This window comes from Chryseobacterium sp. SG20098 (genome assembly GCF_031844745.1).
GTDB lineage: Bacteria > Bacteroidota > Bacteroidia > Flavobacteriales > Weeksellaceae > Chryseobacterium > Chryseobacterium cucumeris.
This window is the reverse complement of the sequence record NZ_CP134622.1, coordinates 5014972-5032682: the sequence shown is the minus strand read 5'-3', so window position 1 is coordinate 5032682 and position 17711 is coordinate 5014972. Positions and strand designations below refer to the sequence as shown.

Here is a 17711-nt window from a genome sequence, read left to right as displayed (position 1 = left end):
AATATATAAAATAAAAAAATTTTAAAGATCTAATGCGGGTTCAAGAATTTTTTCCATTCTTTTCTTCACCATATCTACTGATCCGGAATAGTTATTCACCATTAAAGAAAAAACTAACGTTTTTCCTGAATTGGTTTTCAGATAACCAGCTAATGTTTTTACTTTGTTCAAAGTTCCTGTTTTCGCAAAAACCTGTCCGTTACCTCCTGCATTGAACATTCTTTTCAATGTTCCGGATTGTCCTCCGATAGGCAAAGAAGTCAGATAAGATCTGTAGTATTTCTGATCCATCAGAGAAGTAAGAAATTTCACCTGGGAAATCGGGGTTACGTTATTACTTCTTGATAGTCCGCTTCCATCTATATAGTTAAGACCAACCATATCAAAACCGGCATCTTTCAGGTGATTCGTCACCACTATTCTTCCGGATTCTGAAGTCTGGTCACCCATTTTCTGATATCCTACCGTTCTCAGCAAAGCTTCTGCCAATGAATTGTCACTGTGCTGGTTGGTATAATAAATAATATCATTTAAAGTAGGTGATTTATACGCTGAAAGCATTTTTCTGTTTTCCGGCGCAGCATCTGTCATTTTCGGAGTTACTTTTCCGGTAACAGGAATTCCGCTTTTCACCAGTGTTGTTCTGAAAGAGTTGGCAAGATAAGCCGGTGCATCAGGAAGTTTGGTTGTTAAAACTCCGTTTCCTTCGTATTTGTCAGCATACACCATCTGATGATTGTAAGGAGAAACGTAGAAGAATTTTTTTTCTGTAGAGAAACCTCCTTTTTTAACGATCAGTTTTTCGTTGGCCGGGTTGATATCGCGGGTACTTCCTGCAGGCAGATAATAATTATTGTTTTCCAACCATACAACATTTTCCGGAAGCACTGAAATATTGCCTTTGAAAAGCGCTGTCTGAATGATAATATCACCATTTACCTTTTTGATTCCCTCTCTTGAAACACCGCCTACGAAATCTGAAATAATATCTCTATAAGATGCTGCACCAGCTTTGTTGGTTCCCAAAGAAGGGTCTCCGCTTCCTATTACATAAAGATTTCCATTCAACACTCCATTTTCATCTATTGTTCCTGAGTACTCCAGCTGAGTCATCCAACGGTAGTTTTCACCCAGCATATTTAATGCTGTTTCCGTTGTAAGCAGTTTGGTAGTAGAAGCAGGTACTAAAGGAGTATTTTCGTTGTACGAAGAGATTACCTTCTTCGTTTTAGGATCATACACTACGAATCCCCAGGTTGCATTTTTCAGCACAGGATCCGCCATCATTGTGTTTACATTAATGTCTACCAGTTCTTTTGCTGACAAAACAGTTTTCTCCACCATCGTGGTAACGGGTGAAGGCAGGTTTAAACTGCTTTTCTGATTGTCATAATTCTGGGAATAAAGAACGGTAGATACGGTAGATTGAGCCAGGAAAAGACCAGAAGCCAACACCGCCGCACTTGAAATATATTTTCTGAAATTTACCATCTATCTTCTTTTTGTTCTGTAGTTTTGACTCTATAAAAAATGAAAGGTTAAATCATTCAGTAAAAGAGCCAAACACTTAATCAACGTCCAAAAGTAGAAATTATTGTTATATAACGGACCACCGCCCCGTTATAAAAGAGTGTAAAGTTTGTTAAAAATTGTTAAAAATCAACAAAAACATCTTTTTTAATGCTTTGATACGCAGTGATTTCATCAAATTCTTTCAAACTTATCAAAACCATGTTTTTGAATTTCTCATAGTTTTTCCCACGGGGAAGCTTCAGCATAATCTGGAACTGATAGAAGTTATTCAGTTTTGCAATCGGTGCTCTTTCCGGACCTAAAACACATTCTTCAGGAAGATATTTTCTGAGGATAGAACCCAGAAATTGTGATGCCCGATCAGCTTTATCCTCTCTTCTGTGTTTCAATTCAATCATGATCAGCTTAGTGAAAGGCGGATAATGGAACTTCTGGCGTTCGGTAAGGATATATTTATAGATCTTGGCAGGATTATTCATCTTGATCAGCTGAAATACGGAATGATCAGGATTAAAGGTCTGAATAAGGATTCTCCCTTTTCCGGAAACTCTTCCAGCCCTTCCCGAAACCTGTGTGATCAGTTGATACGCTCTTTCTTCCGCTCTGAAATCCTGTACATATAATAAGGAATCCGCTTTAGGAATTGTCACCAGTTCAATATGATCAAAATCCAGTCCCTTGGAAATCATTTGGGTTCCTACAATAATATCTGTTTCTCCGTCTTCAATCTTCTCGTACAATTTTTCGTAGGCGAATTTTTTGCGCATGGAGTCTACATCCATCCTGTCTACTTCATTTTCCGGAAACAATTTGGTAACCTCTTCATGAATCTGTTCTACACCTACTCCTCTTTCGTTCAGCTTTTCAGAATTACATTTCGGGCAGATTTTCGGTTTTGAAGCTCTTTGCCCGCAATAGTGGCATTTCATTTCATTTGCCGCTTTGTGATACGTCATGACCACATCACAATTAGAGCAGTAGTTCACATAGCCACAGCTTTCACATTCTATAACATTGGAATAGCCACGACGATTGTGTAAAACGATTGCCTGATTCTTTTCATCCACCGTTTTCTTAATCTCTTCGATAAGCTTCAGAGAAAAGTTCCCTGAAACCTTTTTAGATTCCTGAGCTTCCTTGAAATTGATCAGTTCATATTCCGGCAGATTGACATTCCCGAATCTTTCATTCAGGAAAACGTATTTCATTTTATCTTTCCTGGCACTGTAGTAGCTTTCAACAGAAGGGGTAGCTGATCCCAAAATCACTCCTGCGTTATACAGCCTACCTAAAACCAGAGAAGCGTCTTTAGCGTTAAAATAAGGGGAAACTTCCCTTGGTCTGTACGCAGAATCATGTTCTTCATCAACCACAATAAGCCCAAGATTCCGGTAAGGTAAAAACAAAGTATTACGGGTTCCGATCAGAATACGGATGTCGTTCTGCTTAATTCTTCTCCAGACTTCTACCCTTTCAAAATCGGTCAGTTTTTGATGATAAAAACCGAGCTGTCTTCCATACTTCTTTTCTAATCTCTGGGTGATCTGTTTGGTAAGCGAAATTTCCGGAAGCAAAAACAAAACATTCTTTCCATCACGGACGCACTCATCAATTTTCTCTAAATAGATATGGGTTTTCCCTGATGAAGTAACGCCATGAAGCAGAACATTCTTCCCTTCTTCAAAAGCTTCATCAATTTCAGCTTTTGCTATTTTCTGCTGTTCGGAAAGCTCTTCAAGTTCCTCGATTTCTCCTTCATAGCTTTCAATCCTGTCTTTCTGCATAAAGTATTCCTCCACAAGGCCTTTGTCTGCCAAAGGTTTGAAGTGGGAACTTCCAAAATAACCGTCCTCAAACAGTTCAGATTTTTTGATGGGAACATCCGGATGTTCCGTCTGTTTTTCCAGAATAAGAAGGAAAAGATCTTTCTGTTTCTGCGCTCTGTTCAGTTTTAAAAGAATATCCGTAAGATTTTGATTGGCCAGAACCTCATCATTAATTCTTACGTAAGCCACTTCTTTGGCTTTATACTTTTCAGCAATTTTCTCATCAATTTCAATATACTGAAGGTCAATAAGAGAATTGATGGTTTTGATGATATCTTTTTTAGGAATAAAAGCTTCAATATCCGTCAGATTGATCAGCTGTCGTACTTCCAATGCCTGAACCAGATACATTTCATTAACATCCAGATTTTCAAAATCTATAATGGCTCCTGGTTTTAGTTTTAAATAGGTTTCACTTTCCAGTTTTAAAGAAGAAGGAAACGAAAACCTGTAAATTTCTCCGAGGCTGCACAAATAGTATTCCGAAAGCCAGTTCCAGAAATCAATCTGCTCCTGAGGAAGAATCGGTTGATCATCCAGCATGCTGATGACTTCCTTGGCTACAAAGTTTTCCGGTGCATTATCATGAAGCTCAAAAACGATTCCCGTATAGATCTTCTTCCCGCCAAACGGTACCAGAACACGCATTCCAGGCTGGATTTCAGACATCATTTCCTGAGGAACTTTATAAGTAAAAGATCCTTTCAGGTTGAGGGGTAAAACAATTTGAGCGTATTGCAAGGGAAATATTTAAAGTGTAAAATTAGAATTTTCCTAAGAGAACTGCAACTTTGTGGAGATTCTTTAGTAATCTTTAACCAAGAACCTGAAACTGCATTCAATTATTTACTTTCTCCTTATTTTTGTCCATTCCGTAGTAATGTAACCCATTCAGATATTTTTTAATGTCTAGAATTACATTGATCAAAAAACAATGATATGACAGGCTGGATTCCTGCGGAATGACAAAGTGTGTAGATAAAAGAACAACCACAAATTCAGAAAGGATCGAAGAAAGGATTCATGAATGACTAAAAAAGAAGTTCTGTAATATGATACCAGAATGCAGACGTAATAAATCCTACAATGATACTGACTCCAATGATCAGGTTGGTCAGTTTTGAGTTCAGCCTGAACTGTTCTGCAATAATACTTGAAGTAACCAAGGTTGGCATCGCTGCTTCAAATACTGTAATTTTAGCCACATCTCCTTTTATTCCGAATAACAGAGCCATTCCCAGAACAATTGCGGGTGCCAGAATCAATTTATAAAGCATGGACATCGACATTTGAGGAATCAGTTTTTTCCATCCGTTGAATTTCAGCTGTAATCCAACAGAAAACAAGGCTAACGGACTTACCGTTGCTGCCAGCTTATCAAAAAATGGTTCCGCAACAGTAAAATCAATGAACTGAGACAATACCAAAGCTGAAATACAGCCAATTAATGGTGGAAATGTTATTAATCTCTTTAAAATAAATGCTGCACTCACCTTTCCTGATTTACTTCCTCCTTTTACTGCAGCAATAATTCCGAGGGTTGAAAGGGCAAAAAACATGGTCTGGTCACAGATAATGGCAATACTCAAAAGTCCTTCGCCATAAAAAGCACTGATCAATGGAAATCCGATGAAAGAGGTATTACTATATCCGCTTGCCAGTTCTAATGTACTTCTGGAACGCCTTGAATATCCCCTGCTCTTACTGTAAAACATCATAAAAAAGAAACAGAACACAGAAATTAAAAATGTGGCTGCAATCGGGAACAGCATTTCTGTTGTCCATTTTACTTTGGGCAGATATTTAAACGAAACTGCCGGAAGAGCAAGATAAAGAATCCAGGTATTGATGCCTTTGTGAGCATCGGGGTGGATAGATTTTGTTGCTTTGAATATCATTCCTGCAATGATACACACTGCAATCAGAACAAAATTTACCATAACTGTAATAAAATATGAGGCAAATTTACGGCTGATTTTTGAGTTGGAAGGGTAAAATTTATATTTTTTTCGGTAGAATTTCTAATGAAACTTTCCAGTATTATACCTTACAGGTTTTGAAAACCTGTAAGGTTGGGAGATCTACCTTCCGGAAATTCATAACTGCTTGAAATAATTTTTTCAGAATATATTTTACTTCTTTATCACCTCCCAAAGACTCATCACCTCTATATTTTCCAAAGGTTTTGAAAGGGTAATTCTTTTTGAAGTTCCCGGAAGCAGGTCAAAGAAATTATCGCTGAAGTGAGTATCGCCGATTAAATAAATGTCCTTAGCCAGCTTATCTGTTGAAATTTCAATTTCAGTGGGTGATATTTTCCTGATTTTAATATCAGGTTGTAAGAGTTTCAGATCTTTTGGTTTATTAAAGAAGAACAGCTTTTCGAATTTTGCATCTTTTTCGGAACTGACCTTTAAAACAGTTGCGGACAAATCAAACTGACCCAGTTCTGATTTAATGATACTTCGTATTTTCTTACTTACATCAACTTTTACATTATCTGACTGACTGCTTTTCCAAAGTATTTTTCCTTTGAAATCAATCAATTCAAATTTTGTCTCTGTTTTCAGTTCTTTCAGGAGATCGCTTATCAGATAGACATCATAGCTTTTTTCGGTTTCCGCTATTGATACCAAAACAGGTTCAAAGCTTCTTTTCGCCTGATAATGGAAGGCTTTCCAGTTTCCAAGATAATCAATGGAAGACCAGGAAACTACCGGCCAGCAATCATTCAGCTGCCAATACAAAGTTCCCATATTGTAAGGCTTTGCACGGCGGTGAGCTTCAATAGCAATCTGCATTCCTCTTGCCTGTAACAGTTGTGAAACGTAGTTGTATTGTGTAAAATCTGTTGGAATTTTATAATCACGCTTCAGATATTCATTAATGATGTTCCAGCCACGGGCGTGCTTTTCGTGAGCTTTAATGGTTGGATTCTGAAGGCTTAAATCCGGAGTTCCGGAGAACATTGATTTTGTAGTTTCAAGGCTAGGTGTACCCTGAAAGCCATATTCAGACATGAAACGCCCTACTTTTTCGTTGTAAATTTCAAAAGGCTGCTCACCCCACCAAACGCCCCAGTAATGAGAATCTCCTTCGGTAAGACTTTCTTTATGTCCCCAACCAATGGAGGGAGAACTTGGCCAATATATATTTTTATCCGATTTCAGATTTTCTGCTAATGCATTAGGAATTACCTCATGAAACAGCTTCTTATAATCTTTCCAAACCTGAAGAGAGTCATTTTTTGAATATTTAAACTGTTTCTGATAGCCCCAGTTGACAATCGCTTCATCAATTTCATTATTTCCGCACCACAAAGCAATGGACGGATGATTCTGAAGTCTGTTCACCTGATCTTTTACTTCTTCTTTTACATTGTTTAAAAATGCTTCATCTGCCGGATAAAAGCTTCCCGCAAACATAAAATCCTGCCATACTAATATCCCGTTTTCATCACAGGCTTTGTAAAATTCATCATCTTCATAAATACCTCCGCCCCAGATACGAATCATATTCATATGGGCATCTTTGGTATCTTTGATCAGTTTCTGGTATTTTTCTTTGGTCATCCTAGGTGAAAAACTATCTCCCGGAATCCAGTTTGTTCCTTTAATATATAATGGCTGTCCATTCACTTTAAAATAGAATGATTTTCCCTTTTCGTCTTTTTCCTGAACCAATTCTACCGTTCTTAATCCTATTCTGAGATTTTTAGCATCAATGTTTTTCTGATCTTTAGCTAATTTTACTTCAAAATCATAGAGATGAGCCTCACCACGCCCGTTAGGCTGCCAAAGCTTCATTCCGCCAGTTTCGTAAGGAACAGAGACTGTATTGATTCCTTTTTTCAGAGATACTTTTCTGTGGGTTTTATTAAGATCTAAGGTATAGTCTCCTGCATTTTCAGCATAAATTTCTATGTCAAAATGTAAGTCTGTAGAAGCTCCAGAGGTGCTTTTCTGAATATCTTTAACAGTTATAATTCTGGCGTTATTCCAGAATTCCAGCTGAACATCTTTCCAAATTCCTGCCGTAACCAATCTTGGTCCCCAATCCCAGCCAAACTGATATTGTGCTTTTCTCACAAAACTTCTTGGTGATTCCGGTAGGGTGAACGGAATTTTTTTCGCTAATTCATTTCCGGTATTCACTGCAGATTTAAACTTAATCTGAACTGTATTTTTTCCTGTTTTCAGATATGGTTTCACCGGAATTTCCCATTTCCTGAACATATTATCTGTTTTCTTTAACAGTTTTCCATTAAGATAAATTTCTGAAAATGTATCCAGACCGTTAAAAACAAGATCAATATTGTCGTTCTTTAGTTCATGAGGTGAAATAGTAAATGAGGTCTGATAATCCCAGTTCTCATTTTCAACCCATTGTACTTTCTTTTCATTTTCATCGTGATAAGGATCGGGAATCACCTTGTTATTCATTAAATCCAGATGAACGGTTCCCGGAACTTTTGCAGGAAGCCAGTTTTGATCTTTTGAATTTTTAAACTGCCAGTTCTCCAAAGACAAGCTTCTTTGTGAAAACTGCGCGGAAAGGGTATTCTGCATAAAAAGGAAAACAAAAAGGATCGTTTTATTCATCAATAAATTTGTTTTGAATTGTTATCATACCAGCGATTTTGTCATTCCGAGGAATGAAGGAATCTCTATTTTATCAGTCTAGATTCCCGCTACGCTTGGAATGACAACCAGAATGCATATTATTTATTCTTCAATGCAACCACTTCATCCGGGTTGGCAAAAGCCCCACCATCCGTAATGGCTGAAGAATGGAAGTAACCCGCATGAGTAAATGCTCTAATCTCTTCAATATTGGATGAACGCAGACCACCTCCAACAAGGATTTCTATTCTTCCACTGGAAAGTTCAACAAGTTTCTTAAGATTTTCTTTTCCTTCAGATACATTCGGTTTCTGACCGGAGGTAAGAATGGTTGTAAAACCACATTCGATTACTTTTTCCAGAGAATCTTCTAGACTTGCAGCACGGTCAAAGGCACGGTGAAAAGTACATGGAAGCGGTTTTGCCAATTCGACTAAAACTTTATTCTGCTCTATATTAATCTCATCATTTTCATCCAGGATACCGAATACAAAACCATCTGCATGTAAAGATTTTAAATGAACCAAATCATTTTTCATCTGCTCAAATTCCGAATCCGAATAGGTAAAATCTCCACCTCTTGGACGAATCATCACAAAAATCGGGACCGTAATTTTTTCACGAAGCTTCTTCATGGTTTCGAAATCCGGAGTAGTTCCACCTTCACTGAGTCCATCACATAATTCGATTCTGTCTGCCCCATTTTCAAAAGCAATTACTGCTGATTCAGGATTAAAACAAGCTATTTCTATTTTTGACATTGTATTGTATCTATTAAATTTTATTTCGGTTCGTCTTGCCATACATCCGCAATCAGAAAAGAACCGTTTTCTTTTACTACTTTTATCACAGAGGGATATTGAGCTTTGAAGCCATCATCTCTCAATACTACATTGAATATATATTCATCCCTTGAAGACGACTTCAAATCGCAACTTTCTACTTCAATACTGTTCCAATCCTGAGCAGAGATCAAAAATCCTATGCCGACTCCAGCTTTACTGGTATCAAACTTAGACTTCCATTTATCCTGAAATTCTTTGTCGGTAAGACTTCCGTCTACATCCAGATTAACATTTGTTGCATCAGTTTTATAATCAAAATAATCTTTTGTGGTGATCTTCTGCATATTCTTTTCTTCACTTCCAATATCAGCTTTAAAATAGTGGACAATACTTTTTTCCAACCATTTTTGGGCTTCTTCAGCTTCATTGGACTCATTATGCAAAACTACTTTTTCTTTTATTGGCTGGATTTCACCATCTTTTTTTATCTCCTTCTTTTCTTCCTTGCAAGCAATAATCATAAACAAGGAAGCGATAATCGTTCTTTTCATATTTGTTTTATGTTTTGGCTAAAGCCAATGGGTATCTTTTATTTGTTTAAATGGGCTGAAGCCCATTTCTATTGAATTTTTAATTATTTCAAAGCAAATTCAGGAGTTTCAAGGCGGTTTCCTTTCTGATCATAAACGGCAAAGTTGAATCCATCCTGAATACAATAAGATCCATATTCTCCCTGTTTATTGATGGCTATAAAACCTACCTGAATATCTTTCAGATTTTTATTTCTTCGCTGATTGATTTTTACAATTCTCTCTACAGCTTCTTTACAGGCTTCCTGTGGATTTCTGCCCTGTCTCATCAACTCAACCACAAGATGGGTTCCCACGGTTCTTATCACTTCTTCACCATGACCTGTTGCTGTAGCTGCTCCCACTTCATTATCTACAAACAAACCTGCTCCGATAATTGGGGAATCTCCTACCCTGCCATGCATTTTGAAAGCCATTCCACTCGTCGTACAGGCACCGGAAAGATTTCCTTGGGCATCCAAAGCAATCATTCCTATGGTATCGTGATTTTCAATATTGGCAATGGGTTTATATTGGCTGGTCTTTAACCATTCTTTCCATTCTTTTTCTGATTCGGGAGTGAGAAGATTTTCTTTTTTAAAACCTTGTGAAAGGGCAAACTGTAATGCTCCGTCACCAACCAGCATAACGTGTGGTGTCTTTTCCATGACAGCTCTGGCTACAGAAATAGGATTTTTAACATATTCCAGGCAGGCTACAGAACCGATATTATAATTTTCATCCATGATACAAGCATCCAGCGTTACCCTTCCGTCTCTGTCCGGACGTCCTCCATATCCTACACTTCTTTCTTTTGGATCTAATTCTACAAGACGGACTCCTTTTTCTACAGCATCCAAAGCTCTTCCTCCTTTTCCAAGGATTGTCCAAGCTTCTTCGTTGGCTTTTAATCCGAAATTCCAGGTGGAGAGTACAATAGGTTTGTTGACGATTTTTTTACTTTCAGGCAGATTTCCGGCCATCACATCTAAAGGATTAATGGTAAGGGCTGCTGTGGCAATTCCCAGTTTTTTAATAAAACTTCTTCGGTTATTGTTCATTGTATGTCAAAATTATTTAATACAAAGCAAATATCTTAAAAAAATTCGTTGAAAGTCTTATGGCTTTTTCACTATTTTTTCTTTCCTATTTTTTCTTATTTTTATATTGGTTATTATAATGAATATTTATGTTTAAAACGTTTAGAAGAATGGATTGCTTTAAGGAATTATCTGATGAAGAAATTCAGGTCCTTGCAAGCATCAGTACTCCCAAACTTCTTCGGAAAAAAGAAAAACTTTTAGAGCCTGGCCAGCCATTTAACCATTTATTTATATTGACAGGTGGTCTTCTGAGATTTTTCTTTGATGATGAAAACGGAGTTGAAATCAATACTTTTCTGCCCTCAGAAAAAGAGGTTGCTTTTATGGAAAGCCCGGAATCTTATTCCCCGGAAGGCACAAAAAAATATACCATACAGGCTGTCATTGATTCTCAAATTTTTCTTTTTAATAAAGGCGAATTTGAGCAGACTGCATTTCAGCATAAAGGAATTTACAATTTGTACTTAAAATCTTTAAAGCAGATTATCAGCATCTTATCCGCACGTACAGAACAGTTTTGCAAAAGTTCTCCGCTTTCCCGCTATGAAGATTTCCTGAGCAGCCATCCGTTTGTGTGTCAAAATGCAAACAGAAAGTATATTGCCAATTTTTTGGGTATTACCCCTAATTCTCTTTCCCGTATAACTGCCCGTGACAATAAAAAAAAGAATCAAGGAAAAAAATAACTTAAGAATATTTTTAATTATTCTGTTCAGTATAATTTTGTCCGGTTAAAAACTTGTTCTTCACCAATAAAAAAACCAAATGAAAAAAAATATAATCATCTTCCAAGCAATACATCTTATAGAATAGTCTTTACATCTTAAAAGAGTAGTATGTGAATGTCCGGGTTTTCATCCGGGTATTAATCTGTATTTTCTTAAGTCAACATTTTATTACCATTTTATACCAATTTATGCAAAGAATAACCACCATTCTCTGCCTGTTATTAGCATGCAATTTTGTGCAGGCCTCTACAGGCAATGTTGAAGACAAAATAGCCGACGGAGCATCCTGGCTTATCTTATTTGTATTGCCTATTGCAGGGATTTATCTCTTCTGGAAAGTTCATATTTACCCGGAAAAAGTAGCAGAAAAGAAAAACCATCCCCAGCTGAATGCTATCAAAAGTATGTGTCTTCTTTCTCTGATCTTTGGCGGTCTTTTATGGCCGGTTGCCTTAATTTGGGCCAACTATGACTATGGAAACCAGACGGCTCCTGAAAGAGAGAAAGACAACACAGATTTGCCTGAAGAAGAATTAAAACCTATCGAAAATTAAAAAACATGCTGGAATTACTAGTTGCAATATATGCCGGAATATGCTGGCTTCTTATTAAAAAATTAAAACTGATCCCGTGGACATTTACCACACAGGTAATCGTATATTCATTGCCTATATTCGGATCTATCGCTTTGATATTAAGTTTAAATTATTATTGCCCTATTACCTCTGATGTAAAGGTGGGAAACAGAAGTGTGGATATTACTACGCAGGTTTTGGGAAAGGTGAAAAAAGTATATGTGAGTACCAACCAGGAAGTAAAAAAGGGAGATACTTTATTTGTACTTGACAGGGAACCTTATATACAGGAAATTAAATCACTGGAAGCTAAGCTGAGCAGTATGAAAGCTACTGTACATTCTTATGATGCAGATATTTCGGCTTCCAGAAAAAATATTTCTGCATTACAGTCTCAGCTTGATCTAGCCAACAAAAGAGTAGCGCAATATCAGGAGCTTGTACAGGCAGGAGCAGCCAACAAGTTCGATCTTGAACAGGCGATCACGAATGTCCGCGATCTTCAGTCAAGAATCAGTGCTGCACAATCACAACAGCAGTCTTTGGAAACAAAGTCCAATGCTTCTTATGGCGGAGAAAATTCATCAGTATCTGAGATTCAGGCTAAGCTGGATCAGGCAAAATGGAATCTTTCCCAGACCGTTGTTTTAGCACCAACAGATGGGATAATTCCGAATGTGCAGCTGAATGAAGGAGCTATTATGGCCCCATTCAAATCAGCATTTGTTCTGATTCAGAAGCAGCAGTCAGTTATTGGATTTTTTGCTCAGAACGAGCTTGAATCTGTAAAAAATGGAAATGAAGTAGAGCTTGCTCTTAAAACAGAACCTGGAAAAGTGGTAAAAGCTAAACTTGAATATGTAATTGATGCTACAAGCCAGGGAATCATGAATAATGCAGGAGGAATGCTGGGTGGAAATGTTTCTACGGCAGGACTTCCTGATACTGCAAGACAATTACCTGAGACCGATGGAAAATTGATTGCCAAGTTTGTATTGGAAGATAACCAGAAACAACTTACAGTGGGAGCAAGAGGAATGGCTGTGATCTATTCTGATCATATTAAACCTCTTCATCTTATCAGAAAAGTAATGGTGCGAATCAACAGTAAAATCAACTTCCTGATTCCTAAACTTCATTAACATGTATAAAAAGTTAGTTTTATTGAGCGTGCTCACTGTAAGCTTAAGCTCATGCATCGGTTATAAAGAAGCTACGAAGGAAAATATAAATGAGCTCAAAGAAAAAAGTGAAATTGCTTCTCATATACAAATTCCGGATGACTGGATCAATGATCTTAAGACCTCACAGCTTGAAGCTTTGATTAATGAAGGAATGTTGTATAATGCAGATCTGATTATTGCCAGAGAGAAGCTTAACCAGATTGAGCTGGCAATGGAAATTGCCGGAAGCGACCTTTATCCAAGCGTAAGTGCTGTAGCCAACACTTCGAATAATCTGGTTAGTGGCAGCCAGGTTCAGCGTCTTGCGTTAAAAGCCAATTGGGAAATTGACCTTTGGGGCAAAAATAAATCTTCACAGATGGCCAGCACCAGCAGCTATTTTTCTGCAAAACATCAGAATACACTGCTTCATCAGTCTATTGCAGGAATGATTGCCAAAGCTTATTATCTGAATATTGCAGGAAACATTCAGGAAAATAAGATTGAAAGCTATATTCAGAAGACCAAAGACCTGGAAAAACTCTACATTATTCAAAAGAAAGTTGGAACGGCAAATGCTATTGATGTGTCCAATATTTCTGCCGAAATTATTTCCCTGCAGGGTTATCTTGAAAAGATTAAAAATGCCAATATGCAGTCGAGAAGGTCTCTGGAGCTTCTTACCGGAAAGTATCCGGAGGGAAAACTGGCAACCCAGAATTTCTTTAATTCTGTAAAAAGCAGTATTCCTGAATCTTTTCCTCTGGAGCTTCTTGAAAACAGATCAGACATACAGGCGAGTCATTTCCAGATCGAAAAAGCTTTTTATGAAGTACAGGAAGCTAAAGCGGCAAGACTTCCATCATTAAATATAAGCTCATCGCTTGGGAGTGCAGGAAGTAATGTGGAATCTATTAATTCTTTATTTTCCAACCCTTTAATAAAAGTGGGCGGAGGATTAGTTTCTCCTCTATTCAATGGTGGAAAGCTTAAAAAGAATGTAGAAGTAAAAAATTCTCAGCAGAAACAAGTCGTTGAAGAATATTCTAAAGCTGTTCTGAATGCATTGAACGAAGTGGAATCTTCTTTAGCAAATCTCCGTTCTATTGAAAAACAGATGACTTATACAACTAATGCTGTCAATGAACTGAAAAACAATATTTCTCTTACTGAAAAACAAATAAAGGTCGGTACCAGCAACAGTTTTGTACTGATTCGTAAACAAAGGGACCTATTGAAAAATGAAATGAACCTCATCAATCTGGAACTTCAGTACAGAATAGAGCGTATAAATCTTTATATGGCTTTAGGTGCGGAGAACTTCATTTATTCATAATTTTTATACTTGAGAGACTGCAGATTTTTTCTGCAGTCTTTTTTATAATTTATCTGATATTAATGAGGCAGTTTATCTCTGAAATATCCATATACCCATGTTCCGGCAATTGCACTTAACAAAGTAACAGATACTGCTAAAGCTCCTGTTCCAATCTGAGCAAAAAGAGGTCCGGGACAGGCTCCGGTAATGGCCCAGCCAAAACCAAATATCAATCCTCCATAGATCTGACCTCTATTAAACTTTTTAGGTGCCAGAGTAATAGGTTCCCCATCAATTGATTTTACCTTAAATTTTTTAATCAGCCACACTGAAATCATTCCTACCAATACGGCACTTCCAATGATTCCGTACATATGGAAAGACTGCAGACGGAACATTTCCTGTATCCTGAACCAGCTGATCACTTCTGCTTTCACAAAAATAATCCCGAAAATAATTCCAGCGGCGAGGTATTTCAGATTGTGATACCATGGATGGTTAGCCGTACTTTCGTTTACACAAGTGGTATATATATATTGTTCTTTTTCTTTGATCATAATGCAATTCTCTTTTTAAATTATACTTATAGGGAAAGGATGATAGGCAAAATAAGGTTAGCCATTAAAAAGCCACCAATCATAAAACAGACTGTTGCCACCAAAGAAGGCCACTGTAAGTTGGAAAGTCCCATGATTGCATGACCGCTCGTACATCCGCCCGCATATCTTGTTCCAAAACCAACCAAAAACCCACCCACTACCATCATAATAAATCCTCTCAGGGTCAACAGGCTTTCGAAATTCATCAGTTGTTCCGGAACCAGATTACTGTAATTTGTGATTCCATATCCTGCCAATTCTGCTTTCAGATTGGGATTGACTGTTATTTCATTAGGATTCACTAAAAATTGGGATGTAATCAATCCTCCGAAGAAAATCCCCAGTACAAAAAATAAATTCCAGGCCTCTTTTTTCCAGTTGTATTTGAAAAAATTTACATTGGCAGGAATACAGGCTGCACAGATATGTCTCAGCGAGGAACTGATTCCAAAGGATTTATTTCCCATAATCAATAAAGCAGGAACGGTAAGTCCAATCAATGGTCCGGCAACATACCAAGGCCAGGGTTCTTTTATAATTTCTAACATTTTTTTATTTATTTAAAATTTTAGTCTGACACACAAAATCACTTTTAGGAATCTCTGTAGAGCTAATTGCTTTAAAACCTCCTTCAATTTCTGAAAAGTTTCTGTATCCTCTTGCCTGAAGAATGCTTGCTGCCATTGTACTTCTGTAACCGCTACCACAATGCATGTAGAAATGTTCTGTTGGTTTTATCTTATGAATCCATTCGTTGATATAGGCCAGAGGTTTGCTGTAAGCTTCATGAATATGTTCTGCGTTGTATTCACTTTCTTTTCTTATATCAATGATTTTGGCTTCTTTTTCTTTGATTTCACTTTCAAACTGTTCCGCAGAGATGCGATTGACAAAGTCTGTTTCTTTTCCGCTTTTTTTCCAGCTTTCAAAACCTCCATCCAGAAAACCTAAAATATGATCGAATCCTACTCTGCTCAAACGAGTTACCGCTTCTTCTTCATATCCTTTTTCAGTAACCAGCAGAATAGGCTGGCTGACATCAGCAATTAAAGCTCCTACCCACGGGGCAAAATCACCATCCAATCCTATATTGATAGACTGTGGGATAAAACCTTTGGCAAATTCACGATTGGATCTTACATCTAAAATCAAAGCACCTGAGGCTTCAGCAATTTCCTCAAACTGTTCAGGAGAAAGAGCGTGCAACCCTTTTGAAAGTACTTCATCAAAACTACTGTACCCTTTTTTATTCATCATCACATTCATTCCGAAATAAGCTGGCGGAGGCAAAAGCCCATCTGTTACTTCTTGTATAAAACTCTGTTTATCCTTTTGATTCAAGGCATAATTGGTTCTTTTTTGATTTCCCAATGTATCTACGGTTTCTTTCTGCATATTTTTGCCGCAGGCTGAACCGGCTCCATGAGCGGGATAAACCGTAATATCATCTTGTAAAGGCAGAATTTTATGATACAAACTATCATATAAAAGACCTGCCAGCTCTTCCTGAGTCATATTTGCTCCTTTCTGTGCCAGATCAGGACGGCCTACATCTCCAAGGAACAAGGTATCACCGCTAAAAAGAGCCTTTTCATTACCATTTTCATCAATCAAGACATAACACGAACTTTCAAGCGTGTGTCCTGGTGTATGAAGAACTTTAATTTTAATATCTCCTAGTTCAAATATCTGTTCATCTTCTGCAATAACAGCATCAAACTCGGGATTGGCTGTCGGTCCATAAACAATTGAAGCTCCGGTTTTAAGGCTTAAATCCAGATGTCCGCTGACAAAATCTGCATGAAAATGAGTTTCAAAGATGTACTTCAATTCTACTCCATCGTCCTTCAGTCTGTTGATATAAGGCTGTGTTTCTCTTAAAGGATCAATAATTGCGGCTTCGCCGGCTGAAGTAATATAGTAAGCACCCTGTGCAAGGCATCCTGTATAAATCTGTTCTATTTTCATTTTATTTTATTTTGATTTGTTATCTGATACAAATTTCCAGCTTTCTGCTTTCCCGTACAGCTACTTTTGTTACATAAGAACATTAAAGGAAGATTTCTTTTGTAATGATATAAATACCCATGATCAGGATAAACCACCCAAATGCAGGTTTCAGTTTTTTGCCGTCTATCTTTTTTGATAGTTTTGAGCCCATTATAATTCCTGCAACAGCAATCACCGTAATAGAAACCAGCAGTTTCCATTCTATTTTCACCTGGTTTACTGAAGAGAGGAAACCGATTAAAGAATTGAAAGAAATAATCATTAAGGAAGTTCCTATTGCAGTTTTCATGGGCACTTTTAATAGATTCACTAATGCCGGGATAATCATAAAACCGCCTCCTGCTCCTACCAATCCAGTTAAAACACCTACTATTGAACCCTGTCCTGCTGCCAGAAAAGCACTATTCTTATTCGTAATGCATTCTAAAGATTCTTCTGAAGAATTTCTTTTTATCATTTTATAGGAAGCCAGAATCATTAAGCCTGCAAAAATCAGTAGTAAAAAAATATTTTTGGTAACCGTAAAGTTCTGTATCTGGAATACGTTTTCAGGAATTAAAGGAAGAAGATATATTCTGGTCAGAAAGATAGAAATTACCGAAGGAAGTCCGAATACCAAAGCCATCTTAAAATTAACCAATCCCTTTTTAAAATAGGATACAGAGCCTACAAGACTGCTGATTCCCACTACAAAGAGAGAATATTCTGTTGCCAGAAAAGCATCAATCCCGAAGAGATAAACAAGTACGGGAACCGTGAGAATACTTCCTCCACCTCCTATTAAACCGAGAGAAACTCCTATTAAAACTGCGGCTGCATATCCTATAATTTCCATTTTTATTCAACTAATTCTGATGCAAAAATGGGAATGCGGAAAGAA

At 37.3% G+C, this 17711-nt stretch carries 15 protein-coding genes; 4 read left to right on the top strand and 11 right to left on the bottom strand.

What is annotated here, in order from left to right:
• Positions 1 to 21: 21 nt before the first annotated feature.
• The 7 genes from dacB to RHP76_RS22900 form a co-directional block, all read right to left on the bottom strand.
• Positions 22 to 1491 (bottom strand): D-alanyl-D-alanine carboxypeptidase/D-alanyl-D-alanine endopeptidase, encoded by a 1470-nt coding sequence (dacB, locus tag RHP76_RS22930; protein WP_062671015.1) that lies wholly within the window; start codon positions 1489 to 1491, stop codon positions 22 to 24.
• A gap of 161 nt (positions 1492 to 1652) precedes the next feature.
• The gene (gene priA, locus RHP76_RS22925; protein WP_311229157.1) at positions 1653 to 4100 is read right to left on the bottom strand and encodes a replication restart helicase PriA; all 2448 of its coding nucleotides are present in this window, start codon (positions 4098 to 4100) and stop codon (positions 1653 to 1655) included.
• Between the two features lie 290 nt (positions 4101 to 4390).
• Positions 4391 to 5299: an AEC family transporter gene (locus RHP76_RS22920; RefSeq protein ID WP_311229156.1), complete on the bottom strand. Its 909-nt coding sequence runs from the start codon at positions 5297 to 5299 to the stop codon at positions 4391 to 4393.
• 192 nt (positions 5300 to 5491) lie between these two features.
• Complete coding sequence (locus tag RHP76_RS22915; protein ID WP_311229155.1) at positions 5492 to 7960, bottom strand: beta-mannosidase; 2469 nt, start codon at positions 7958 to 7960, stop codon at positions 5492 to 5494.
• Between the two features lie 119 nt (positions 7961 to 8079).
• Positions 8080 to 8742: a copper homeostasis protein CutC gene (locus tag RHP76_RS22910; protein WP_311229154.1), complete on the bottom strand. Its 663-nt coding sequence runs from the start codon at positions 8740 to 8742 to the stop codon at positions 8080 to 8082.
• Between the two features lie 20 nt (positions 8743 to 8762).
• A complete protein-coding gene (locus RHP76_RS22905) occupies positions 8763 to 9317 on the bottom strand; it encodes a hypothetical protein (RefSeq protein WP_123278035.1) in 555 nt (184 codons plus the stop codon).
• 83 nt (positions 9318 to 9400) lie between these two features.
• Complete coding sequence (locus tag RHP76_RS22900; protein ID WP_062671028.1) at positions 9401 to 10396, bottom strand: isoaspartyl peptidase/L-asparaginase family protein; 996 nt, start codon at positions 10394 to 10396, stop codon at positions 9401 to 9403.
• A 149-nt stretch (positions 10397 to 10545) separates the two neighbouring features.
• On the opposite strand from RHP76_RS22900, the gene RHP76_RS22895 reads away from it, so the two are divergent.
• The 4 genes from RHP76_RS22895 to RHP76_RS22880 all read left to right on the top strand — a co-directional run bounded on the left by RHP76_RS22895 (position 10546) and on the right by RHP76_RS22880 (position 14240).
• The gene (locus RHP76_RS22895; protein ID WP_276834085.1) at positions 10546 to 11124 is read left to right on the top strand and encodes a Crp/Fnr family transcriptional regulator; all 579 of its coding nucleotides are present in this window, start codon (positions 10546 to 10548) and stop codon (positions 11122 to 11124) included.
• A gap of 230 nt (positions 11125 to 11354) precedes the next feature.
• Positions 11355 to 11720: a DUF3302 domain-containing protein gene (locus RHP76_RS22890; RefSeq protein ID WP_062671030.1), complete on the top strand. Its 366-nt coding sequence runs from the start codon at positions 11355 to 11357 to the stop codon at positions 11718 to 11720.
• A gap of 5 nt (positions 11721 to 11725) precedes the next feature.
• On the top strand, positions 11726 to 12883 hold the full coding sequence (locus RHP76_RS22885; protein ID WP_311229153.1) for an HlyD family secretion protein: 1158 nt from the start codon (positions 11726 to 11728) through the stop codon (positions 12881 to 12883).
• Position 12884: 1 nt separating this feature from the next.
• Complete coding sequence (locus tag RHP76_RS22880) at positions 12885 to 14240, top strand: TolC family protein (protein ID WP_311229152.1); 1356 nt, start codon at positions 12885 to 12887, stop codon at positions 14238 to 14240.
• Between the two features lie 59 nt (positions 14241 to 14299).
• Here the strand turns inward: RHP76_RS22880 and RHP76_RS22875 are convergent, their stop codons facing one another.
• The 4 genes from RHP76_RS22875 to RHP76_RS22860 form a co-directional block, all read right to left on the bottom strand.
• The gene (locus RHP76_RS22875) at positions 14300 to 14779 is read right to left on the bottom strand and encodes a DUF6691 family protein (RefSeq protein WP_123278038.1); all 480 of its coding nucleotides are present in this window, start codon (positions 14777 to 14779) and stop codon (positions 14300 to 14302) included.
• A gap of 26 nt (positions 14780 to 14805) precedes the next feature.
• On the bottom strand, positions 14806 to 15369 hold the full coding sequence (locus RHP76_RS22870; protein ID WP_120230488.1) for a YeeE/YedE family protein: 564 nt from the start codon (positions 15367 to 15369) through the stop codon (positions 14806 to 14808).
• Positions 15370 to 15373: 4 nt separating this feature from the next.
• Positions 15374 to 16789 (bottom strand): MBL fold metallo-hydrolase, encoded by a 1416-nt coding sequence (locus tag RHP76_RS22865; RefSeq protein WP_311229151.1) that lies wholly within the window; start codon positions 16787 to 16789, stop codon positions 15374 to 15376.
• Between the two features lie 82 nt (positions 16790 to 16871).
• On the bottom strand, positions 16872 to 17666 hold the full coding sequence (locus tag RHP76_RS22860) for a sulfite exporter TauE/SafE family protein (RefSeq protein ID WP_120230486.1): 795 nt from the start codon (positions 17664 to 17666) through the stop codon (positions 16872 to 16874).
• Positions 17667 to 17711: the final 45 nt, after the last annotated feature.